Source organism: Rhodococcus rhodochrous, from assembly GCF_900187265.1.
Lineage (GTDB): Bacteria > Actinomycetota > Actinomycetes > Mycobacteriales > Mycobacteriaceae > Rhodococcus > Rhodococcus rhodochrous.
Map to the genome: position 1 here is coordinate 2,790,041 of NZ_LT906450.1, position 21,996 is coordinate 2,812,036.

Annotated in this window: 21 protein-coding genes; 17 read left to right on the top strand and 4 right to left on the bottom strand. The window is 69.7% G+C overall.

Annotated elements, in window-relative coordinates:
• Positions 1-26: 26 nt before the first annotated feature.
• The 6 genes from metH (at position 27) to hisG (ending at position 7,349) form a co-directional block, all read left to right on the top strand.
• The gene (metH, locus tag CKW34_RS12855; RefSeq protein WP_059384470.1) at positions 27-3,596 is read left to right on the top strand and encodes a methionine synthase; all 3,570 of its coding nucleotides are present in this window, start codon (positions 27-29) and stop codon (positions 3,594-3,596) included.
• Positions 3,589-4,296, top strand: a complete 708-nt coding sequence (locus CKW34_RS12860) for an HAD family hydrolase (RefSeq protein WP_059384471.1) — start codon at positions 3,589-3,591, stop codon at positions 4,294-4,296. Before metH ends, CKW34_RS12860 begins: the two co-directional genes overlap by 8 nt.
• A 1-nt stretch (position 4,297) precedes the next feature.
• Positions 4,298-5,158, top strand: a complete 861-nt coding sequence (trhO, locus tag CKW34_RS12865; protein WP_059384472.1) for an oxygen-dependent tRNA uridine(34) hydroxylase TrhO — start codon at positions 4,298-4,300, stop codon at positions 5,156-5,158.
• 4 nt (positions 5,159-5,162) lie between these two features.
• Complete coding sequence (locus CKW34_RS12870) at positions 5,163-6,050, top strand: pseudouridine synthase (protein WP_059384473.1); 888 nt, start codon at positions 5,163-5,165, stop codon at positions 6,048-6,050.
• A gap of 61 nt (positions 6,051-6,111) precedes the next feature.
• Positions 6,112-6,393 (top strand): phosphoribosyl-ATP diphosphatase, encoded by a 282-nt coding sequence (locus CKW34_RS12875; protein ID WP_170318512.1) that lies wholly within the window; start codon positions 6,112-6,114, stop codon positions 6,391-6,393.
• Positions 6,394-6,485: 92 nt separating this feature from the next.
• Positions 6,486-7,349 carry an ATP phosphoribosyltransferase gene (hisG, locus tag CKW34_RS12880; RefSeq protein ID WP_059384474.1) on the top strand — a complete coding sequence of 288 codons (864 nt, stop codon included), beginning with the start codon at positions 6,486-6,488 and terminating at the stop codon, positions 7,347-7,349.
• 40 nt (positions 7,350-7,389) lie between these two features.
• Here hisG and CKW34_RS12885 read toward each other — a convergent pair whose 3' ends face one another.
• Entirely contained in the window at positions 7,390-8,229 is an 840-nt protein-coding gene (locus CKW34_RS12885) for a thioesterase family protein (protein WP_059384475.1), read from the bottom strand.
• Positions 8,226-9,137, bottom strand: a complete 912-nt coding sequence (locus tag CKW34_RS12890; RefSeq protein WP_059384476.1) for a RecB family exonuclease — start codon at positions 9,135-9,137, stop codon at positions 8,226-8,228. The genes CKW34_RS12885 and CKW34_RS12890 overlap by 4 nt, the downstream gene beginning before the upstream one ends.
• A gap of 89 nt (positions 9,138-9,226) precedes the next feature.
• On the opposite strand from CKW34_RS12890, the gene CKW34_RS12895 reads away from it, so the two are divergent.
• Positions 9,227-10,078, top strand: coding sequence for a tRNA (adenine-N1)-methyltransferase (locus tag CKW34_RS12895; RefSeq protein ID WP_059384477.1), 852 nt, complete (start codon positions 9,227-9,229; stop codon positions 10,076-10,078).
• A gap of 31 nt (positions 10,079-10,109) precedes the next feature.
• Here CKW34_RS12895 and CKW34_RS12900 read toward each other — a convergent pair whose 3' ends face one another.
• On the bottom strand, positions 10,110-10,589 hold the full coding sequence (locus CKW34_RS12900; RefSeq protein ID WP_059384478.1) for a hypothetical protein: 480 nt from the start codon (positions 10,587-10,589) through the stop codon (positions 10,110-10,112).
• Positions 10,590-10,775: 186 nt separating this feature from the next.
• Here CKW34_RS12900 and arc point away from each other — a divergent pair, with 186 nt between their 5' ends.
• From arc to prcA, 6 genes are all read left to right on the top strand, one after another.
• Positions 10,776-12,545: a proteasome ATPase gene (gene arc / locus CKW34_RS12905; RefSeq protein WP_059384479.1), complete on the top strand. Its 1,770-nt coding sequence runs from the start codon at positions 10,776-10,778 to the stop codon at positions 12,543-12,545.
• Positions 12,546-12,620: 75 nt separating this feature from the next.
• A complete protein-coding gene (locus CKW34_RS12910) occupies positions 12,621-13,007 on the top strand; it encodes a nitroreductase family deazaflavin-dependent oxidoreductase (RefSeq protein ID WP_059384480.1) in 387 nt (128 codons plus the stop codon).
• A 55-nt stretch (positions 13,008-13,062) separates the two neighbouring features.
• Entirely contained in the window at positions 13,063-14,556 is a 1,494-nt protein-coding gene (gene dop, locus CKW34_RS12915; RefSeq protein WP_006552172.1) for a depupylase/deamidase Dop, read from the top strand.
• Positions 14,557-14,721: 165 nt separating this feature from the next.
• On the top strand, positions 14,722-14,913 hold the full coding sequence (locus CKW34_RS12920) for a ubiquitin-like protein Pup (RefSeq protein WP_059384481.1): 192 nt from the start codon (positions 14,722-14,724) through the stop codon (positions 14,911-14,913).
• Positions 14,910-15,764 (top strand): proteasome subunit beta, encoded by an 855-nt coding sequence (prcB, locus tag CKW34_RS12925; protein WP_059384482.1) that lies wholly within the window; start codon positions 14,910-14,912, stop codon positions 15,762-15,764. The genes CKW34_RS12920 and prcB overlap by 4 nt, the downstream gene beginning before the upstream one ends.
• Positions 15,761-16,576 (top strand): proteasome subunit alpha, encoded by an 816-nt coding sequence (gene prcA / locus CKW34_RS12930; protein ID WP_059384483.1) that lies wholly within the window; start codon positions 15,761-15,763, stop codon positions 16,574-16,576. The genes prcB and prcA overlap by 4 nt, the downstream gene beginning before the upstream one ends.
• Here prcA and CKW34_RS12935 read toward each other — a convergent pair.
• Positions 16,477-18,075, bottom strand: coding sequence for a bifunctional phosphatase PAP2/diacylglycerol kinase family protein (locus tag CKW34_RS12935; protein ID WP_059384484.1), 1,599 nt, complete (start codon positions 18,073-18,075; stop codon positions 16,477-16,479). The genes prcA and CKW34_RS12935 overlap by 100 nt on opposite strands.
• A gap of 31 nt (positions 18,076-18,106) precedes the next feature.
• Between CKW34_RS12935 and pafA the strand changes: the two genes are divergently transcribed.
• The 4 genes from pafA (at position 18,107) to tatA (ending at position 21,947) form a co-directional block, all read left to right on the top strand.
• Complete coding sequence (gene pafA / locus CKW34_RS12940; RefSeq protein ID WP_095092094.1) at positions 18,107-19,465, top strand: Pup--protein ligase; 1,359 nt, start codon at positions 18,107-18,109, stop codon at positions 19,463-19,465.
• Positions 19,466-19,553: 88 nt separating this feature from the next.
• The gene (locus tag CKW34_RS12945) at positions 19,554-20,549 is read left to right on the top strand and encodes a helix-turn-helix transcriptional regulator (RefSeq protein ID WP_059384486.1); all 996 of its coding nucleotides are present in this window, start codon (positions 19,554-19,556) and stop codon (positions 20,547-20,549) included.
• The gene (locus CKW34_RS12950; RefSeq protein WP_059384487.1) at positions 20,546-21,562 is read left to right on the top strand and encodes a helix-turn-helix transcriptional regulator; all 1,017 of its coding nucleotides are present in this window, start codon (positions 20,546-20,548) and stop codon (positions 21,560-21,562) included. Before CKW34_RS12945 ends, CKW34_RS12950 begins: the two co-directional genes overlap by 4 nt.
• Positions 21,563-21,689: 127 nt before the next feature.
• Positions 21,690-21,947: a Sec-independent protein translocase subunit TatA gene (gene tatA / locus CKW34_RS12955; protein WP_059384488.1), complete on the top strand. Its 258-nt coding sequence runs from the start codon at positions 21,690-21,692 to the stop codon at positions 21,945-21,947.
• The last annotated feature ends 49 nt before the right edge of the window (positions 21,948-21,996 follow it).

Here is a 21,996-nt window from a genome sequence, read left to right on the forward strand (position 1 = left end):
TCCGGGCGCCCACTAGTCTGAAGGGCATGTCCACCCCACTTCATTCTGTCCTGCTCGATGCGCTGACCCAGCGCGTTGTCATCGGAGACGGGGCGATGGGCACCATGTTGCAGGCCGCGGATCTGTCGCTCGACGACTTCCGCGGTTTGGAGGGGTGCAACGAGATCCTCAACGAATCTCGTCCCGATGTGATCCGGGGGATCCACCGGGCGTACTTCGAGGCCGGCTCCGACGTCGTCTCGACGAACACCTTCGGCTGCAACCTGCCCAACCTCGCCGACTACGACATCGCCGACCGCATCCGTGAGCTGTCCGAGCTCGGTACCCGCCTCGCCCGCGAGGTCGCCGACGAGATGGGTCCCGGCGCCGACGGCATGGCCCGCATGGTGATCGGGTCGATGGGTCCAGGCACGAAGCTGCCCACCCTCGGGCACGCGCCGTTCGCTGCGCTGCGCGACGCCTACGGTGAGGCGGCGCTGGGCATGCTCGACGGGGGCGCCGACGCGATCCTCGTGGAGACCTGCCAGGACCTGCTACAGGCGAAGGCCGCGATCATCGGCAGCAAGCGGGCGATGGAGCAGGCCGGTCGCCGGATCCCGATCGTCACCCACGTGACGGTGGAGACCACCGGCACGATGCTGCTCGGCTCCGAGATCGGTGCCGCGCTGACCGCCCTCGAACCGCTCGGCATCGACCTGATCGGGTTGAACTGCGCGACCGGTCCGGCGGAGATGAGCGAGCACCTGCGGTACCTGTCGCAGCACGCCACGATCCCGGTGTCGGTGATGCCGAACGCCGGTCTGCCGGTGCTGGGCGCGAACGGCGCCGAGTACCCGCTGCAGCCGGAGGAACTCGCCGAGGCGCTGGCCGGCTTCGTCTCCGACTATGGACTGACTTTCGTCGGTGGCTGCTGCGGCACCACCCCCGAGCACATCCGGCAGGTCGCCGAGGCGGTGCGCGGGCTGCAGCCGGCGCCGCGCGCCGCGCATCCGGAGCCGGGTGTGTCGTCGCTGTACACCGCGGTGCCGTTCGAGCAGGATGCGTCGATCCTGATGATCGGTGAGCGCACCAACACGAACGGGTCCAAGGCGTTCCGCGAGGCGATGCTGGCCGCGGACTGGCAGAAGTGCCTGGACATCGCGAAGGATCAGATCCGCGACGGCGCACACATGCTGGACCTGAACGTCGACTATGTCGGGCGTGACGGGGCGGCGGACATGGCGGAGTTGGCATCGCGGTTCGCGACATCGTCGACGCTGCCGATCATGATCGACTCGACGGAGCCGGATGTGATCAAGGCCGGCCTCGAGCATCTCGGTGGCCGTTGCGCGGTGAACTCGGTGAACTACGAGGACGGTGACGGCCCGGGTTCGCGGTTCGAGCGGATCATGGAGCACGTCGTCGAGCACGGCGCGGCGGTGGTCGCGCTGACCATCGACGAGGAGGGCCAGGCCCGCACCGCCGAGCACAAGGTGCGCATCGCCGAGCGGCTGATCACCGATCTGACCGGCAAGTGGGGGCTGTCGCCGCAGGACATCATCGTCGATGCGTTGACCTTCCCGATCTCCACGGGCCAGGAGGAGGTGCGGCGCGATGCGATCGAGACGATCGAGGCGATCCGCCGCATCCACGAGGCGCACCCGGAGGTGCACTTCACCCTCGGTATCTCGAATGTGTCGTTCGGTCTGAATCCGGCGGCGCGGCAGGTGCTGAACTCGGTGTTCCTGCACGAGTGCACCGAGGCGGGGCTGGACACGGCGATCGTGCACGCGTCGAAGATCCTGCCGATGGCGCGGATCCCGGAGGAGCAGCGGCAGGTCGCGCTGGATCTGGTGTACGACCGGCGCCGCGAGGGGTACGACCCGCTGCAGAAGCTGATGGAGCTGTTCGAGGGTGTGTCGGCGGCGTCGGCACGCGAGTCGCGCGCGCAGGAACTGGCCGCGTTGCCGCTGTTCGAGCGGCTCGAGCGGCGCATCGTCGACGGGGAGCGCAACGGTCTCGAGGACGATCTGACCGAGGCGATGAAGACCACGCCGCCGCTGGCGATCATCAACGACACGCTGCTGTCGGGCATGAAGACGGTCGGTGAGCTGTTCGGGTCGGGACAGATGCAGTTGCCGTTCGTGCTGCAGTCCGCCGAGGTGATGAAGACCGCGGTGGCGTTCCTGGAGCCGCACATGGAGTCGACCGGCGACGAGGGCAAGGGCCGGATCGTGCTGGCGACGGTCAAGGGCGATGTGCACGACATCGGCAAGAATCTCGTGGACATCATCCTGTCGAACAACGGCTACGAGGTGGTCAACCTCGGTATCAAGCAGCCGATCGCGACGATCCTCGACGCGGCGGTGGACAAGCGCGCCGATGTGATCGGCATGTCGGGTCTGCTGGTGAAGTCGACCGTGGTGATGAAGGAGAACCTCGAGGAGCTCAACGCTCGCGGGGTCGCCGAGCAGTTCCCGGTGTTGCTCGGTGGTGCGGCGCTGACCCGCAGCTACGTCGAGAACGATCTGGCGGAGGTCTACGAGGGCAAGGTCTCCTACGCACGCGATGCGTTCGAGGGTCTGTCGTTGATGGACCGGGTCATGGCGGAGAAGCGTGGTGAGGGTCCGGCGCCGGACAGCCCGGAGGCGATCGAGGCTGCCCGCAAGGCCGCCGAGCGCAAGGAGCGGCACGAGCGCAGCAAGCGGATCGCGGAGAAGCGCAAGGCCGCGGAGACGCCGGTGGAGATCCCCGAGCGCAGTGATGTCGCGAAGGATCTGCCGGTGCCGACGCCGCCGTTCTGGGGCACCCGGGTGATCAAGGGCATCCCGCTGGCCGACTATGCGGCGCTGATCGACGAGCGTGCGCTGTTCCTGGGGCAGTGGGGGTTGCGTGGGCAGCGCGGCGGCGACGGCCCGACCTACGAGGAACTCGTGGAGACCGAGGGCCGGCCACGGTTGCGGTACTGGCTGGACCGGTTGGCTACCGAGGGCATCCTGCAGCACGCGGCGGTGGTGTACGGCTACTTCCCGGCGGTGTCCGAGGGTGACGACGTGGTGGTGCTGACCGAGCCGCGTCCGGATGCGCCCGAGCGCTACCGGTTCACCTTCCCGCGGCAGCAGCGTTCGCGGTTCCTGTGCATCGCCGATTTCGTGCGGTCGCGGGAGGATGCGATCGCGTCGGGTCAGGTGGATGTGTGGCCGTTCCAGCTGGTGACGATGGGGCAGCCGATCGCGGACTTCGCGAACGAGCTGTTCGCGTCGAATTCGTACCGCGACTATCTCGAAGTGCACGGCATCGGTGTGCAGCTGACCGAGGCGCTGGCCGAGTACTGGCATCGGCGGGTGCGGCAGGAGCTGGCGTTCGCCGAGGGCGGCACGGCGGCGGACGAGGATCCGGAGGAGGTCGCGGAGTACTTCAAGCTCGCCTATCGCGGCGCCCGGTTCGCGTTCGGTTACGGCGCGTGTCCGAATCTCGAGGACCGCATCAAGCTGGTCGAGTTGCTCGAACCCGAGCGGATCGGGGTGGAGTTGTCCGAGGAGTTGCAGTTGCATCCCGAGCAGTCCACCGATGCGTTCGTGCTGCACCACCCGGAGGCGAAGTACTTCAATGTCTGATCGGGTGGAGGCGCCGCTCGCGGTGCAGACCGGTGCGCTGCGGGCGGTGCTGTGGGACATGGACGGCACCCTGCTCGAATCGGAACGCTTGTGGGACATCGGGATGCACGAGTTGTCGTTGCATCTCGGTGGGCCGATGAGCGACGAGACCCGCATCTCCACGATCGGTGGGCCGATGGATCTGGCGGTGCTGCGTACCTTCGCCGGGCTGGGTCTGGAACCGACCCCGGACGAGGCGGCGGCTGCGGCGGCGTGGTTGACCGGCTACATGGGCCGGTTGTTCGCCGACGGACTCACGTGGCGGCCCGGCGCGCAGGCTGCGCTGCGCACCGTCCGTGAGGCCGGGTTGGGGTCGGTGCTGGTGACCAATACCGAGCGGGCGTTGTGCGAGGTGGCCCTCGAGACCTTGGGCCGCGAGCATTTCGATCATTCGGTGTGCGGGGACGAGGTGCCGGCCGGCAAGCCGGATCCGGCGCCCTACCGTCGGGCTGCGGAGTTGCTCGGGCTGGATCCGGCGCAGTGCCTGGCGGTGGAGGATTCCCCGACCGGGGCGGCCGCGGCGGATGCGGCCGGGTGCACGGTGCTGGTGGTGCCGTCGCTGGTGGAGGTGCCCGGCTCGGAGCGGCGGGTGTTCCGGTCCACCCTCGAGGGGTTGAGCGCCGAGGATCTGCACGAGCTGCACGGGGCGGGGGTGTCCTGAGGTGGCGGTCCCGAAGATCGTGTTGTTCTACAAGTTCGTCCCGCTGCCCGACCCGGAGGCGATCCGGTTGTGGCAGCACACCCTCGCGTCGTCGCTGGGGTTGACCGGGCGGATCCTGATCTCGGAGCACGGCATCAACGGCACCGTCGGCGGCGACATCGCCGATGTGAAGAAGTATGTGCGCGGGTTGCGCAGTTATGCGGCGTTCAAGGACACCGACATCAAGTGGTCCGACGGTACCGGTGACGACTTCCCGCGGTTGTCGGTGAAGGTGCGCCCGGAGATCGTGACCTTCGGGGTGCCCGACGAGGTGAAGGTCGACGAGCACGGCATCGTCGACGGCGGCACCCATCTGTCGCCGCACGGTGTGCACGAGCTGGTCGCCGAGCGCGGCGACGAGGTGGTGTTCTTCGACGGCCGCAACCGGTTCGAGGCGCAGATCGGCCGGTTCCGGGACGCGATCGTGCCGGATGTCGCCACGACCCGCGATTTCGTCGCCGAGCTCGACAGCGGACGCTACGACCATCTCAAGGGCCGTCCGGTGGTCACCTACTGCACCGGTGGGGTGCGCTGTGAGGTGCTGTCGGCGCTGATGCGCAACCGCGGGTTCGAGGAGGTCTACCAGCTCGACGGTGGCATCGTCCGCTATGGCGAGACCTTCGGCGACGAGGGTCTGTGGGAGGGGTCGCTGTACGTCTTCGACGGGCGGATGAACGTCGAGTTCAGCGACGCCGCGACGGTGATCGGCCGCTGCACCCTGTGCGGGTCTCACACCTCGCGGTATCGGAACCATCCGGACATCCACGGCCGGGAGCTGACTCTGGTGTGTGAGGGCTGCGTCCCGGACCCCGTGGAGGCGTAGACCGGTGCGTGCTGCACCGCTGCCGGTGCGCGACGGGCTCGGTCCCGATCGGGTCCGGATGCCCGCCGACGTCGACGCGGCCACGATCGTCGAGTTCCTGCAGGCCGGCCATCCCGAGGAGGACTGGGCGGCGCACATGGCCGCGGGCGAGCTGGTCGACGAGCACGGCCGCCGCATCGACGCGCGCACGCCGTATCAGCCGACGCGGTTCGTGTACTTCTACCGCGATCCGGCGCCGGAGGTGCCGGTGCCGTTCCCGGTGCACGTGCTGCACCGGGAGGACGGTTTCGTCGTCGTCGACAAGCCGCATTTCCTGGCGACGATCCCGCGCGGCGCGCACATCCGCGAGTCGGTGGTGGTGCGGTTGCGGCGCGAGCTGGAGTTACCGCATCTGGTGCCGGTGCACCGGCTCGACCGGATGACCGCCGGGGTGCTGCTGTGCACGTCGGATCCGGCGTGGCGGCGGCCCTATCAGGAGCTGTTCGAACGGCAGCGGGTGCGCAAGGTGTATGAGGCCGTCGCCGGCTACCGCCCGGACTTGTCGTTCCCGCAGGTGGTGCGCACCCGGATCGTCAAGCGGCACGGGGAGCTGACGGCCGAGCAGTTCGCCGACGAGCCGAATTCGGAGACGCGCATCGAGTTGGTCGAGCGGCGGGGGGAGCTGGCCCGCTACCGGTTGTTCCCGCGTACCGGTCGTACCCATCAGTTGCGGCTGCATCTGGCGTGGTTGGGGGTGCCGATCGTGGGGGACAACTTCTATCCGCGGTTCCGGCGGCGCTGCGCGGACGATTTCACCGATCCGTTGCGGTTGCTGGCGCGGTCGCTGGAGTTCACCGATCCGATCAGTGGGGTGGCGCAGCGGTTCGTCAGCGGGCGCGAACTCGAGTTCTGAGCGGGTGTCGGTGCCTTCTGGGCGTGTGTCGGTGTCCTGGCTGCGGGGCCGGTGGCGCGGCATGAAACAATCGACTCCTGTGAAGACCTTCGATTCCCTGTTCGCCGAGCTGTCCGAACGCGCCGCGACCCGCCCCGAGGGCTCCGGCACCGTCGCCGCCCTGGACGCCGGCGTGCATTTCCAGGGCAAGAAGGTACTCGAAGAGGCCGGTGAGGTGTGGATCGCCGCCGAGTACCAGTCCGACGAGGAACTGTCCGAGGAGATTTCGCAGCTGCTGTACTGGGTGCAGGTGCTGATGGTGGGGCGGGGTCTGAAGCTCGAGGACGTCTACAAGCATCTGTGACGGCCGGTGGCCCGCTCGCCGGTGCCGCCGTCCGTGCCCTGTAGATCCCTATCCTCGCTTCTGCTCGTCGTTCGAAAGGACCCAATTCCGTCATGCTGCGCGTCGCAGTCCCCAACAAAGGTTCGCTGTCCGAGTCCGCCGCCGAGATCCTGCAGGAGGCCGGCTACCGTCGGCGCACCGACTCGCGGGATCTGACGGTCATCGACCCGGTCAACGAGGTCGAGTTCTTCTTCCTGCGGCCGAAGGACATCGCGATCTACGTCGGGTCCGGCGAGCTGGATCTGGGGATCACCGGCCGCGACCTGGCGATGGATTCGGGGGCTCCGGTCACCGAGCGGTTGTCGCTGGGCTTCGGGTCGTCGCGCTTCCGGTACGCCGCGCCGAAGGGCCGCGACTGGTCGGTCGAGGATCTGCGGGGCCTGCGCATCGCCACCTCGTACGCGAATCTGGTGCGTCGTGATCTCGCCGCCCGCGGCATCGAGGCCGAGGTGATCCGGCTCGACGGTGCGGTGGAGATCTCCATCCAGCTCGGCGTCGCCGACGCGATCGCCGATGTGGTCGGCTCGGGCCGGACGTTGCGGCAGCACGATCTCGTCGCCTTCGGGGAGTCGCTGTGCGATTCGGAGGGTGTGCTGATCGAGCGGGAGGGTTCGGATCACTCGGATCGGGCCCGGAACCAGCTGATCGCCCGTCTCGAGGGTGTGGTCTTCGCGCAGCAGTACGTGATGATCGATTACGACTGCCCGAAGCACCTGCTCGAGCAGGCCGTCGAGGTCACGCCCGGTCTCGAGTCGCCGACGATCTCGCCGCTGGCGAACGAGAACTCGGTGGCGGTGCGGGCGATGGTGCCGCGCAAGGGCCACAACGCGGTGATGGACCGGCTCGCCGAGATCGGTGCCCGCGCGATCCTCGCGTCGAACATCCGCTCGTGCCGGGCGATGCGCGCCCCCGAATAGACGCGCACCTTCCCGTCGTCTTCCGGTGCGGCCCCGCTGATCAGCGGGGCCGCACCTGTACGTTCTGGGCGATGCGGCCGAGCGCGCCGGTCTCGTCGTAGAGCAGACCGGCGGTCATTCCGATCCCGTCGGGTCCGACGGACATCTCGGCGGCGATCCCCACCCAGTCCTGTTCACCGAACTCGGGGGCGCGGAACAGGTGCACGGTCAGTTCGGTGTTGAGGAAGGTGTACTCGCGGGCGTCGAGTTTGGATCCGACACCGTTCGCGACGTCGGCGACGCTCATCAACCGGTCGAGGCCGCTGGGGGTTTCGCCTTCGACGAGGGCGATCTCGCTGCGCACCCACGCCGACGACAGGCCGGGCACGCCGAAGGGGACGATGATGCGCCAGTCGACGGTGTCGATGTAGCCGCCCTTCCAGGAGGCGTGCGGGGCGGCGGCTTCGAAGTTGCCGGGGGCGGGCATCGGGGTTTCGGAGGTGCGCGCGACCTGCGGCAGGTCGATGGTTTCGAGGCGCCAGCCGGTGCCGCGCGCGACCGCGCGGTGGGTGCCGTCGGGGGCGGTGGCCCACAGTTCGGCGACGACGAGTTCGATGCGGCGGCCGGGTCGTTCGATGTGGGTGCGCACCTCGAGGTCGGTGAGCGGGACGGGGCCGAGCAGTTCGACGGTCAGTCGGCTCAGGCGGGTGTCGGGGCGGGGCCGGTGCCGTTCGATGGCGCGGGCGAGCAGCGCCGAGGGCGGGGCGCCGTGCTGCAGGTGCGGTCCCCAGGTGCTGACGGTGCGGTCGGTGGGGCGGAACACCGCGATCTCGACGTCCTCGACCGGACCGGTGGGGGTGGCCGGCTGGGGGACCGGCACGTAGTAGGCGGCGTCGCTCACTCGGGATTCTCCTGCTGCTCGATGCGGTGGGGCGCACCCGACGTCGACTGGATCGACGGTGTCGATCGGGTCGACTGGATCGACTGCGTCGCAACGCCGTCGAGGGGATACGGCGGTGGGGTACCGCCGAACGCCGGGCACAGTGCCCGATGATCGCACCACCGGCAGCCGGGGCCGGGACGGGGGCGGAAGTCGCCGCTGCTGCGCAACTGCCGGATCGTCGCCCACATCGCCCGCACGATCCGTGCGAAGCGATCCAGCTCGTCGGGATCGGGCCGGTAGTGCAGCACCTGACCGTCGCCGAGATACAGCAGCCGCAGCGAGGCCGGGACGATGCCGCGCTGCCGCCACAGGATCAGCGCGTAGAACTTCAGTTGGAACAGCGCCGCCCGCTCCCCGCGCAGGGACGGGGCGCGACCGGTCTTGTAGTCGACGACGTGCACCGCACCGGCGGCGTCGACGTCGAGACGGTCGATGATGCCGCGCAGCGGGACGTCGCCGTCGAGGGTGGTCTCCACCCGCAGCTCGCAGCCGTCTGCGGTGACGGCGGTGGGGTCCTCGACGGTGAAGTAGGTGCCCAGCAGCGCCGCGGCCTCGGCGAGGAACGCTGCGTCGTCGGTGTCGACGCCGAGATCGGGGGTGGCGGCGAGGACCCGGGCCAGGGCGTCGGGCAGCAGGGCCTGCGCGGCGGTGGGGGTGCGGGCCGGTCCGTCGAGGGCGAACAGCGCTTCGAGAGCGGCGTGGACGACGGTGCCGCGCGCCTGGGCGCGGGTCGGGGGTGCGGTGAGCCGGTCGACGGCCTTGAAGCGGTAGAGCAGCGGGCAGCGGGTGAAGTCGGCGGCGCGGGAGGGGGACAGGGCGACCGGCCGCACCGTGTCGGTGGGGGGTGTGGGCGCAGCTGTGGTCACACCTGGCAGGCTAGGACGCGGGTCCGACACGGTGCCGGACCCGCGTGCCCGATCCCGGGTGCGGGGCTGGAACGAAGGTGGACACGGCGATGGCAGTAGGCGGACTCGGGCGCAGCGGACCCTTCCAGGTGGGGGACCGGGTGCAGTTGACCGACGCCAAGGGCCGCAAGTACACCGTGGTGCTCGAACCGGGCAAGGAGTTCCACACCCACCGCGGCGGGATCCTGCACGACGATCTGATCGGCACCGATGAGGGTGTGGTGGTCACCTCCACCAACGGCACCCCCTATCTGGCGTTGCGTCCGCTGCTCGTCGACTACGTGATGTCGATGCCGCGCGGTGCGCAGGTGATCTACCCGAAGGACGCCGCGCAGATCGTGCAGGAGGGTGACGTCTTCCCCGGCGCGACGGTGCTCGAGGCCGGCGCCGGCTCCGGTGCCCTGACGTGCTCGCTGCTGCGCGCCGTCGGGGAGAACGGCCGGGTGATCTCCTACGAGGTGCGCGAGGACCATCTCGAGTACGCCGAGCGCAATGTCGACACCTTCTTCGGGGAGCGCCCGGCGAACTGGACGACGGTGCTCGGGGATCTGGCGGACTACGACGTCGAGAAGTACGGCCGTGTGGACCGGGTGGTGCTGGACATGCTCGCGCCCTGGGATGTGCTCGAGACGGTGAAGAAGGCGCTGGTGCCCGGCGGGGTGCTCATCGTCTACGTGGCGACGACGACGCAGCTGTCGCGGGTGGTCGAGGCGATGCGGGAGCAGACCTGCTGGACCGAGCCGCGGTCGTGGGAGTCGATGGTGCGCGGGTGGCACGTGGTGGGTCTGGCGGTGCGCCCGGAGCATCGGATGCAGGGGCACACGGCGTTCCTGGTCAGTGCCCGGCGGCTGCAGGACGGGGTGGAGACCCCGAAGCCGCAGCGTCGGCCCAGCAAGGGCTGAGCCGACGCCGGTCTCCGCGAACCGGTGGAGGTCATTCGCAGCCGAGCGATCCCATGGTCAGGATCGAGCAGGCGCTCTCGTCGGCGATGACCCAGGTGCCGTCGATCTGTTCGAAGGTCAGCGGCATCGGGGCGCCGCCGTGCGGGCCGGCGACCTCTGTCGTGGCGGTGACGGTGTCGGCGTCGACGGTGGTGATCTCGCCGACGGTACCGGTGAGGGGGTAGCCGGCGAGCACGCCGGTGAACCGGTCGAGCACGGCGGTGCGCTCGGTGCCGTTCTCCACGACGGCGGCGCGGTCCTCGGTGGTGGCGGCCGGGTCGAAGAACACGTCGATCTGTTCCTGCAGCTGCTCGACGGTGACCGCGGCGGTGACGGGGGTGCTGGTGGTGGTCGTCGCGCTGGTCGTGGCAGCGGTGTCGTCGCCGGCGTCGTCGGAGCTGCAGCCGGTCACGGCGGTGAGGGCGGCGAGCGCGGTGGCGGCGCAGAGTGTGCGAACTGGACGTGGGGTCACGGAGGAGTACCTTTCGAGAGAAACGGTCGACGCATGATATTAGGGGAGCCTAACAGCGTGTCGGGGGCGTGGCGCCATGGCGCGTCCCACACGCGACACATGTTCGGAACACGACTGTTTCGTGTCCTCCCCCATGTGGGGCGATGTCCCGGTAGCGTGGAATGACCGACAGTGGAGGGAGTCGCTATGAGCTCGTCAGAGAAGCCGGATGCGGTTGCGGCGGCACGCGAAATCGAAGAGTTGCGCGCAGAGGTGGCGACCTTGCGTCGTCGGCTCGGCGAACCGTCCGATCAGGTACGCGACCTCGAAGCCCGGCTCGAGTCCCTCACGGTCCGCAACGGCAAACTGCTCGAGACCCTCAAGGATGCGCGCCAGCAGTTGATCACGCTGCGCGAGGAGGTCGATCGGCTGGCCCAGCCGCCGAGCGGCTACGGGGTGCTGCTCGAGACGTTCGACGATCAGACCGTCGACGTGTTCACCTCGGGCCGCAAGATGCGGGTCGCGGTGTCCCCGAATCTCGAACTCGACACCTTCCGGCCAGGTCAGACGGTGCGTCTGAACGAGGCGTTGACCGTCGTGGAGGTCGGTGGTTTCGAACGCGTCGGCGAGATCACCACCCTGCGGGAGGTGCTCGACGACGGCACCCGCGCGCTGGTGGTCGGGCACGCCGACGAGGAGCGCATCGTGTGGCTGGCGGCCCCGCTCGCCGCGGCCGCCGCCGACAACCGGACCGATGTGCTCGTCGACGACGAGAACTCGTTCACGCTGCGCCCGGGCGATTCGCTGCTGGTCGACAGCAAGGCCGGTTACGCCTTCGAACGGATCCCCAAGGCCGAGGTCGAGGATCTCGTGCTCGAGGAGGTCCCGGACGTCGACTACAGCGACATCGGTGGCCTGGGCCGGCAGATCGAGCAGATCCGCGACGCGGTGGAGCTGCCGTTCCTGCACAAGGATCTGTTCCGCGAGTATTCGCTGCGCCCGCCGAAGGGTGTGCTGCTGTACGGCCCGCCCGGTTGCGGTAAGACCCTGATCGCGAAGGCGGTCGCGAATTCGCTGGCGAAGAAGATCGCCGAGGCCCGCGGTGATGATTCGAAGGAAGCGAAGTCGTTCTTCCTCAACATCAAGGGCCCGGAGCTGCTGAACAAGTTCGTCGGCGAGACCGAACGGCACATCCGGTTGATCTTCCAGCGGGCCCGGGAGAAGGCGTCCGAGGGCACCCCGGTGATCGTGTACTTCGACGAGATGGACTCGATCTTCCGCACCCGCGGCTCCGGTGTGTCCTCCGATGTGGAGACCACGGTGGTGCCGCAGCTGCTCGCCGAGATCGACGGTGTCGAAGGACTCGAGAACGTCATCGTCATCGGCGCCTCGAACCGTGAGGACATGATCGACCCGGCGATCCTGCGGCCCGGCCGCCTCGACGTGAAGATCAAGATCGAGCGTCCGGACGCGGAGGCCGCGCAGGACATCTTCTCGAAGTACCTGACCGAGAGTCTGCCGGTGCACGCCGACGATCTCGCCGAGTTCGGCGGCGATCGGGCCGCGTGCGTGCGGGCGATGATCGAGCGGGTCGTCGAGCGGATGTACGCCGAATCCGAGGACAACCGGTTCCTCGAGGTCACCTACGCCAACGGCGACAAGGAGGTCCTGTACTTCAAGGACTTCAACTCCGGCGCGATGATCCAGAACATCGTCGACCGGGCGAAGAAGTACGCGATCAAGTCGGTGCTCGAGACCGGGGCGCCCGGTCTGCGGGTCCAGCACCTGCTCGATTCGATCGTCGACGAGTTCGCCGAGAACGAGGATCTGCCCAACACCACGAATCCGGACGACTGGGCCCGGATCTCGGGGAAGAAGGGCGAGCGGATCGTGTACATCCGCACCCTGGTCACCGGCAAGAACGCCAGCGCGAGCCGCGCGATCGACACCGAGTCGAACACCGGCCAGTACCTGTAGGAATCGACCCTCGACGGCCGGGCCTTCCCTCCTCCGGAAGGTCCGGCCGTCGCGGCCTGTCGGGGAGGACCGTCCATGCCGTTGCCGCGCACCATGGCCCGGTTCAACAAGATCGTCACCAACCGGGTCGCCACCCCCTTCGCGCAGCTGCTGCCGGGCCTCGCGGTGGTCGAACATCGCGGGCGCCGCTCGGGCCGGGTGTTCCGCACCCCGGTGCTGTTGTTCACCGCCGGCGACGATCTGCGGATCGCGTTGACCTACGGCGCCGACACCGACTGGGTGCGCAATGTGTGCGCCGCCGGTGAGGCGGTGGTGCACACCCGGGGCCGGGCGATCCCGGTGCGCGACCCGCGGCTCGGGACCGACCGGCAGGCGAGCTGGGCGCCGCTGCCGGTGCGGGTGGCGCTGCAGACGATCGGGGCGTACGGCTATCTGGACTGCACCCCGCAGCCGCACCGTTGACCGGTCGCGGGGCTGTTCACGACCGTGAGCGTCCGGATCGCCTAGGCTCGACGGCATGCAGCGGATCATCGGTATCGAGGTCGAGTACGGGATCTCCTCACCCAACGAGCCATCGGCGAACCCGATCCTGACCTCCACGCAGGCGGTGCTGGCCTACGCGGCCGCCGAGGGGGTGCCGCGTGCCCGGCGCACCCGCTGGGACTACGAGGTCGAATCGCCCCTGCGCGACGCGCGGGGCTTCGATCTGGGCCGGTTCAACGGCCCGGCCCCGGTCATCGACGCCGACGAGGTCGGTGCCGCGAACATGATCCTCACCAACGGGGCGCGCCTGTACGTCGACCACGCCCACCCCGAATACTCCGCCCCGGAGGTCGCCGACCCCCTCGACGCGGTGATCTGGGACAAGGCCGGGGAGCGGGTGATGGAGGCCGCCGCCCGGCACGCCTCGAGTGTGCCCGGCGCACCGCGACTGCAGCTGTACAAGAACAACGTCGACGGCAAGGGCGCCTCCTACGGCACCCACGAGAACTACCTGATGGACCGCGAGACCCCGTTCTCCGCGGTGGTCGCGGGCCTGACCCCGTTCTTCGTCTCCCGGCAGGTCATCACCGGCTCCGGGCGGGTGGGGATCGGCCAGTCCGGTGACGAGCCCGGTTTCCAGTTGTCGCAGCGCGCCGACTACATCGAGGTCGAGGTCGGTCTCGAGACCACCCTCAAGCGCGGCATCATCAACACCCGCGACGAGCCGCACGCCGACGCCGACAAGTACCGGCGGCTGCACGTGATCATCGGCGACGCGAATCTGGCGGAGATGTCCACCTACCTCAAGGTCGGCACCACCGCGCTCGTGCTCGACCTGATCGAGGCCGGCATCGACCTGTCGGATCTGCAGCTCGCCCGCCCGGTCACCGCGGTGCACCACATCAGCCACGACCCGTCGCTGCGCAAGACCGTCGCGCTCGCCGACGGCCGCGAGCTGACGGGCCTGGCATTGCAGCGGATCTACCACGAACGGGTCGCGAAGTTCCACGACGGCACCGAGGACAAGCGGATCCTCGACATCCTCGACAAGTGGGCGATGGTGCTCGACCTGCTCGAACGCGACCCGATGGAATGCGCCGACCTGCTGGACTGGCCCGCGAAGCTGCGGCTGCTCGAGGGTTTCCGCAACCGTGAGGGGCTCTCGTGGTCGGCGCCGCGCCTGCACATGGTCGACCTGCAGTACTCGGATGTGCGCCTGGACAAGGGCCTGTACAACCGGCTCGTCGCCCGCGGATCGATGCAGCGGCTGGTGTCCGAGCAGCAGGTGCTCGACGCGGTGCACACCCCGCCGTCGGACACCCGCGCCTACTTCCGCGGCGAGTGCCTGCGCCGCTTCGGTGCCGATATCGCGGCGGCGAGCTGGGATTCGGTGATCTTCGATCTCGGTCGCGAGTCGCTGGTGCGCATCCCGACGCTCGAGCCGCTGCGCGGCAGCCGCGCGCATGTCGGGGAGCTGCTCGAGACGGCGCAGTCGGCGGCGGAACTGGTCGATCAGCTCACCCACTGACCGCCCGCCCGGCAGGGGGCGGTCGCCGGAACACAGGTCGCGAGTACGCGTGTCGCCACCGGTGGACCGGTTCGCTGGGTAGGGTAGGAGTTCGAAGCAGCGGTGACCACACCGATCGTCGACCGGTGACGGTTCCGCGCCGAGTACAGGAGGAGGTCGGCGGCTATGGCACAGGAGCAGACCACACGCGGTGGCGGCGGAGACGACGACGAGGTCGTCGGTGACGGCGGTGCCGGTCAGGAGCGTCGCGAGAAGCTCGCCTCGGAGACCGACGATCTTCTCGACGAGATCGACGACGTGCTCGAGGAGAACGCGGAGGACTTCGTGCGGGCATATGTGCAGAAAGGTGGCCAGTGACAGCCGAACGGTCCTCTCTTCCCTACCGCGAGGTGCAGCCGAAGCTGCACCTCGCGTCGCCCTTGTCGTCGTTCTCCGACCACCTGCGGATGCACGCCCCGGAGATGTTGCCGGAGAACCGGTTCCGGTTCGAACGAGGTGACCACGTGGACCTCGCCCCGCACGGCACCACCATCGTGGCGCTGACCTTCGACGGGGGTGTGCTCATCGCCGGCGACCGGCGCGCGACCATGGGCAACCTGATCGCCTCCCGCGATGTCGACAAGGTGTTCATCACCGACAACTACTCGGCGGCCGGTATCGCCGGCACCGCGGGCCTGGCGATCGAGCTCGTACGGCTGTTCGCGGTCGAACTCGAGCACTACGAGAAGATCGAAGGCGTGCCGCTGACCTTCGACGGCAAGGCCAATCGGCTGTCGTCGATGGTGCGCGGCAATCTCGGCGCGGCCATGCAGGGCCTGGCCGTGGTGCCGCTGCTGGTCGGTTTCGACCTCGACGCGCCTGACGCGCACCGCGCCGGGCGGATCGTGTCCTACGACGTGGTCGGTGGCCGTTACGAGGAACGCGCCGGCTACCACGCGGTCGGCTCCGGATCGTTGTTCGCCCGCTCGTCGCTCAAGAAGCTCTACCGCGCCGACGCCGACGAGCAGAGCGCGCTGCGCAGCGCCGTCGAGGCGTTGTACGACGCGGCCGACGACGACACCGCCACCGGTGGTCCCGACACCACCCGCGGGATCTACCCGACGGCGGTGGTGATCACCGCGGCCGGGGCCGTGGCGGTCGCGGAGGAAACCCTGTCCGATCTGGCCCGCACCATCGTGGCCGACCGCACCGCAGGAGATGCCCGGTGACACTTCCGTACTATGCGTCCGCCGAGCAGATCATGCGCGATCGCTCGGAGCTGGCCCGTAAGGGCATCGCCCGGGGCCGGTCGGTGATCGCGTTGACCTACGCCGACGGTGTGCTGCTGGTGGCGGAGAATCCGTCGAAGGCGCTGCACAAGATCAGCGAACTGTACGACCGGGTCGGTTTCGCCGCCGTCGGCAAGTACAACGAGTTCGAGAATCTGCGGCGTGCCGGGATCATGCACGCCGATATGCGCGGTTACTCCTACGACCGGCGGGACGTGACCGGGCGGGCGCTGGCGAACGCCTACGCGCAGACCCTCGGCACCATCTTCACCGAGCAGCCCAAGCCGTACGAGGTGGAGATCTGCGTCGCCGAGGTCGGGCGCGCCGACACCGAGGACGGCCCGCAGCTGTACCGCATCACCTACGACGGGTCGATCGTCGACGAACCGCAGTTCGTGGTGATGGGCGGCAACACCGAACCGATCGTCACGGCGTTGCGCTCGTCGTACAAGCCGGGTCTGCCGCTCGACGAGGCCGTCGCCGTGGCGGTGACCGCGCTGCAGCAGCCCGCCACCGCCGATGCGGCGCCGCGGGTTCTCGGCCGCGGGGAACTCGAGGTCGCGGTGCTCGAGAAGCAGCGGCCGCGCCGCGCCTTCCGGCGCATCTCGGGGGCGGCGCTCGACGCGCTGCTGCCCAGCACCGGTGGTTCTGCTCAGGCGGCGCCGTCGGAGGCGCCCGCCGATCCGGCTCCCGAGTCGGGGTCCGAGACCGCGACCGGTTCGGATACCGGGTCCGGTCCCGAGGCGGGCTGATCCGCCGCGAGCCGATAGACCGTCAACGCCGACGGCACCACCTCGAACGTGAAACCGGTGCCGTCGGCGAGGACCTCCCCGTCGGTGGCCAACGCCACCGGATCCCCGATGACCTCCACCGACAGGGTCGGGCTGTGCCGCTGCCGGTACATCGGTGACGCGCCGAGGGTGCCGGTCGCCGCAGCGACCAGCAGCCGCAGCCGCGAGAACCGGCTCTCGGCGGGTAGATACCGCACGTCGAGGGTGCCCGGATCCAGATGTGCGCGGGACATCGGCACCTGATCTGCCGGGGTGTAGCGGCCGTTGCCGACGAACAGCAACCACACCGCCCGCCCCGCCCCGTCGATGCGGACCGGCATCGGGCTCGCCGTGCGCAGCACCGCGAGCATCGCCAGGCCCGCCGCCGGCCACTTGCCGATCCGCGGTTCCCAGTGTTGCCGCAACCGCACCGTATCCGGGTAGCCGCCGAGGCTGGCGGTGTTGACGAACCGCCGCACCGTGCGTCCGTCCGGTCCGGTGACCGTGACCTGCCCGAGCCCGACGGCCACAGCCTGCCCGGCGGTGACCGCCCGCACCGTCTCGTCCAGGTCCACCACCCCGAGATCGAGTGCGAAATGGTTGAGGGTGCCGCCGGGGAAGACCGCCACCGGCAGTCGCGCGTCGACGGCGACGTCGAGCACCGCCGCGACGGTGCCGTCCCCGCCGCACACCCCCACCGCCTGCGGTCGGTCCTCGGTCAGCAGCCGCCCCAGTTGCTCCGCCGGATCGCGGTCGGGATCCAGGTCGACGCGCCGCACCCCCGGCAGCGCGGCGGTGACGGCCGCGGCGATCTCCTCGGCGGTCCCGGCGTCGCGGTTGACGACCAGCAGCATCCCCTCGCCGCTCGGGAGGGCGGGTGCGGCCGCCGCGACCTGCACGTCGGCCGGTTCGCGGTTGCGCACCGCCCACCAGCGGCGCGTCGACCACGCCACCGTCGCCCCGACCGCGGCACCGACGACCACATCGCCGGGCCAGTGCACACCGGTGTGCACCCGCGAATAGGCCACCGCCGCGGCCAACGGCGCCAGAACCGCCCCGGCCGCAGGGGATTCGAGCGCCATCCCGGTCGCGAACGCCGCCGCGGAGGCCGCGTGCCCGGACGGGAACGACGACGAACGGGGGATCGGCACCGTGCGGCGCGCGAACTTCGGGTCGGTGCGCGCCGGGGGGCGGCGGCGCGGCAGCAGCGGTTTGAGCAGCCCGTTGGTCAGGGCGCTGGCCCCGGCCACCGACAACAGTCCCCGCACCGCGCCGCGGCGGGCGTGACCCCCGGCGGCGGCGCACACCGCGGCGCACGCGACCCACAGCACACTGTGGTCGGCGGCCCGCCCGAGATCGCGCAGCAGCGGGTCGGCGGGGGACGGGCGCAGCGCCCCGGAGCGCTCGAACAGGGCCCGGTCGGCGGTGCGGTAACGCTCGGGAACGATCACACCTCGACCGTAGATGTCGTTGCGACCCATGGGGGTCGGGTTCGCGCGGTACTGTCGAGGTGTGCAGCGACGAATCATGGGTATCGAGACGGAGTTCGGCGTCACGTGTACCTTCCACGGGCATCGTCGGTTGAGCCCCGACGAGGTGGCCCGCTATCTGTTCCGCCGGGTGGTGTCCTGGGGGCGCAGTTCGAACGTCTTCCTGCGGAACGGGGCGCGACTGTATCTCGATGTCGGCTCGCACCCCGAGTACGCCACCGCCGAGTGCGACGACCTGCTCCAGCTCGTCGAGCACGACCATGCCGGCGAGCGGGTCCTCGAGGAACTGCTCATCGACGCCGAGCAGCGTCTCGCCGAGGAAGGCATCGGCGGCGACATCTTCCTGTTCAAGAACAACACCGATTCGGCGGGCAACTCCTACGGCTGCCACGAGAACTATCTCGTCGCCCGCGTCGGCGAGTTCTCCCGCATCTCCGATGTGCTGCTGCCCTTCCTGGTGACCCGCCAGCTGATCTGCGGCGCCGGGAAGGTGCTGCAGACCCCCAAGGCCGCCACCTTCTGCCTGTCGCAACGCGCCGAGCACATCTGGGAGGGCGTCTCGTCGGCGACCACCCGGTCGCGGCCGATCATCAACACCCGCGACGAGCCGCACGCCGACGCCGAGAAGTACCGGCGCCTGCACGTGATCGTCGGGGACTCGAACATGTCCGAGACCACCACCATGCTCAAGGTGGGGTCGGCGGCGCTGGTGCTCGAGATGATCGAGGCCGGGGTGCCGTTCCGCGACTTCGCGCTCGACAACCCGATCCGTGCCATCCGCGAGGTCTCCCACGACCTGACCGGCCGGCGCCCGGTGCGCCTGGCCGGGGGCCGGCAGGCCAGCGCGCTGGACATCCAGCGCGAATACCACGCGCGGGCGGTGGAGTATCTGCACCAGCGCGAACCCGATCCGCACGTCGCGCAGGTGGTGGACCTGTGGGGCCGTGTCCTCGACGCCGTCGAATCGCAGGACTTCGCGAAGGTCGACACCGAGATCGACTGGGTGATCAAGCGCAAGCTGTTCCAGCGCTACCAGGACCGCTACAGCATGGAGCTGTCCGACCCGAAGATCGCCCAGCTCGACCTGGCCTATCACGACATCAAGCGCGGTCGCGGCGTGTTCGACCTGCTGCAGCGCAAGGGGCTGGCGGCGCGGGCCACCGACGACGAGTCCGTCGACGCGGCGGTGAACACCCCACCGCAGACCACCCGCGCGAAGCTGCGCGGTGATTTCATCGCCGCCGCGCAGGCCGCGGGCCGCGATTTCACCGTCGACTGGGTGCACCTGAAGCTCAACGATCAGGCGCAGCGCACCGTGTTGTGCAAGGACCCGTTCCGGTCGGTGGACGAACGCGTCGAACGGCTCATCGCCTCCATGTGAGTACCGCCGTCCATCGGATCGGACCATCCGGTCCGATCCGATGGACGGTGATGCGGTGCCGGCGGCGTGCGGGCACTAGGGTTGGCGCGTGGCGATCTCGAAAGTCGAACGGCTGGTGAACCTGGTCATCGCGCTGCTGTCCACCCGACAGTTCGTGACCGCGGAGAAGATCCGTGCCTCGGTGGCCGGCTACTCCGAATGCGCGAGCGACGAGGCGTTCAGCCGCATGTTCGAGCGGGACAAGAACGAACTGCGCGATCTCGGGGTGCCCCTCGAGACGGGCCGGCCGTCGCGGTCGTCGACGGTGGAGGGCTACCGCATCAACCGCGACGCCTACGAACTTCCCGAGATCGACCTCACCCGCGAGGAGACCGCCGCCGTGGCCGTCGCCGCCGCGCTGTGGGAATCGCCGGAGTTGACCGCCGCCGCGCAGGGCGCGGTGCTCAAGTTGCGCGCCGCCGGGATCCGCGTCGACACCGACGGCGGGGACGTGGTGGCGCCGCTGCCGCCGCGCGCCCGCGGCTCCGAACCCGCGTTGACGGCGTTGCTCGCCGCGATCGACGCGCGCCGCGCGGTGCGGTTCACCCACCGCAGTTCCCCGACCGAGCCGTGGTCGACGCGCACCGTCGAACCGTGGGGTGTGGTCACCGTGCACGGCCGCTGGTATCTCGTCGGCCACGACCGCGATCGCGACGCGGTGCGCACCTTCCGGCTCTCGCGCATCGGCGACGAGATCACCGCGATCGGCCCGGAGGGGGCGGTGCAGATCCCGGAGGGGGTGGATCTGCGGGGGCGGGTGCTCGCCGCGACCTCCCCGGCGGAGGTGAGCGGGTCGGCGCGCCTGTGGGTGGCCGACGGCCGCGCGTGGGAGTTGCGCCGGCTCGGACGGTCCGGCGCGGCCCGGCGGATCGGAGAGCGGGACGGGGTGGAACTCGAGGTGCCGGTGCGCTCGTGGGAGTGGATCGCCCGGATCGTCGCCGGGCAGGGCGCGGACGCGTTGGTGCTCGACCCGCCGGAGTTGCGGGCCGAGGTGCACCGCATTCTCGAACAGGCGGCCACGGATGCGGGGGAGGAGGAGCGATGAGCACACGACTGTCGGCGCGACTGGGACGGCTGCTCAATCTCGTGCCCTACTTCCTGGCCCACCCGGGCATCAGCGCGGCCGAGGCCGCCCGTGATCTCGGGGTCACTCCGAAGCAGGTGATGGACGATCTGAACCAGCTGTGGGTGTGCGGGCTGCCCGGCTACGGACCCGGTGACCTGATCGACCTGTCGTTCTCCGAGGACAGCATCGTGGTGACCTTCACCGCCGGTATCGAACGTCCCCTGCGGTTGACCTCCACCGAGGCCACCGCGCTGCTCGTGGCGCTGCGGTCGCTGCAGGAGATGCCCGGGGTCGTCGACCCGTCCGCGGCGCAGTCGGCGATCGCGAAGATCGAGGCGGCGGCCGGGACCGCCGCGCTGCCCGCCGATGCCGCCACCGCGGCGACTGCCGAACCGGATCCGGAGGCGGCCGCGGACTCGGATGCGGCCGGACAGGTGCGGGCCGCGGTGCGCGACGGTCGCGCCGTGCACCTGACCTACTATTCGGCCTCCCGCGACACCGTCTCCGAACGCGACGTCGACCCGATCCGCATCGTCATCATCGACGAGCACGCCTATCTGCAGGCGTGGTGCCGCAGCGCCGAGGGGGTGCGGCTGTTCCGCTTCGACCGCATCGACGCCGCCACCGTGCTCGACGAGCCGGCGCGGCCCCCGCATCGGGCGATCACCGACGACGAGCACCTCGAACTGTTCGAGGGCGACCCGTCGCTGCCCGCCGCGCGGTTGCGCATCGCCCCGGCCTATACGTGGCTGCTCGACTACTACCCGCTCACCGACGTGCAGGTGCTGCCCGACGGCAGTTGCGAGGCGTCGATGCGGTACGCGTCGCCGGGATGGATGGCGCGGCTGCTCGTCGGTCTCGGCGCCGGGGTGCAGGTGCTCGACCCACCGGAGTTGCGGGCCGCGGTGCGGGCGCGGGCCGAGGCGGCGCTGGCCGCCTACGCCGAACTCGGCCGGGAGGACGCGACCCGCGGTGCGGGTCCGACACCGTGACGGTCGCGTTGTGAAACATCTGTGTGAATCCTCTGCAAATTGTGGGTGGATACACCTGCGCGGGGCCTCAGGGTGTGCTCGAGGTCCGGTAGCATCGATCGGAGCCGATCAGTGGAGGTTGTTGTAAATGGGTGCAATGAGCCCCTGGCACTGGGCCATCGTGGCGCTGGTGGTCGTGATTCTCTTCGGTTCGAAGAAGCTGCCCGACGCCGCGCGCGGTCTCGGTCGTTCGCTCCGGATCTTCAAGAGCGAGGTCAAGGAGATGCAGAACGACGACGCCCGGGCGTCCGCGCCGCAGCAGCCGGCGCCGAATCCGTTGCCGGCCGCGCAGCCGACAGCCGATCCCACCGCGCCGAACACGCACACCGAACCGCGGTCTGCCTGACCGACGTTCATCCTGCCGGGGCGCCCACCACGGGTGTCCCGGCGTTCCG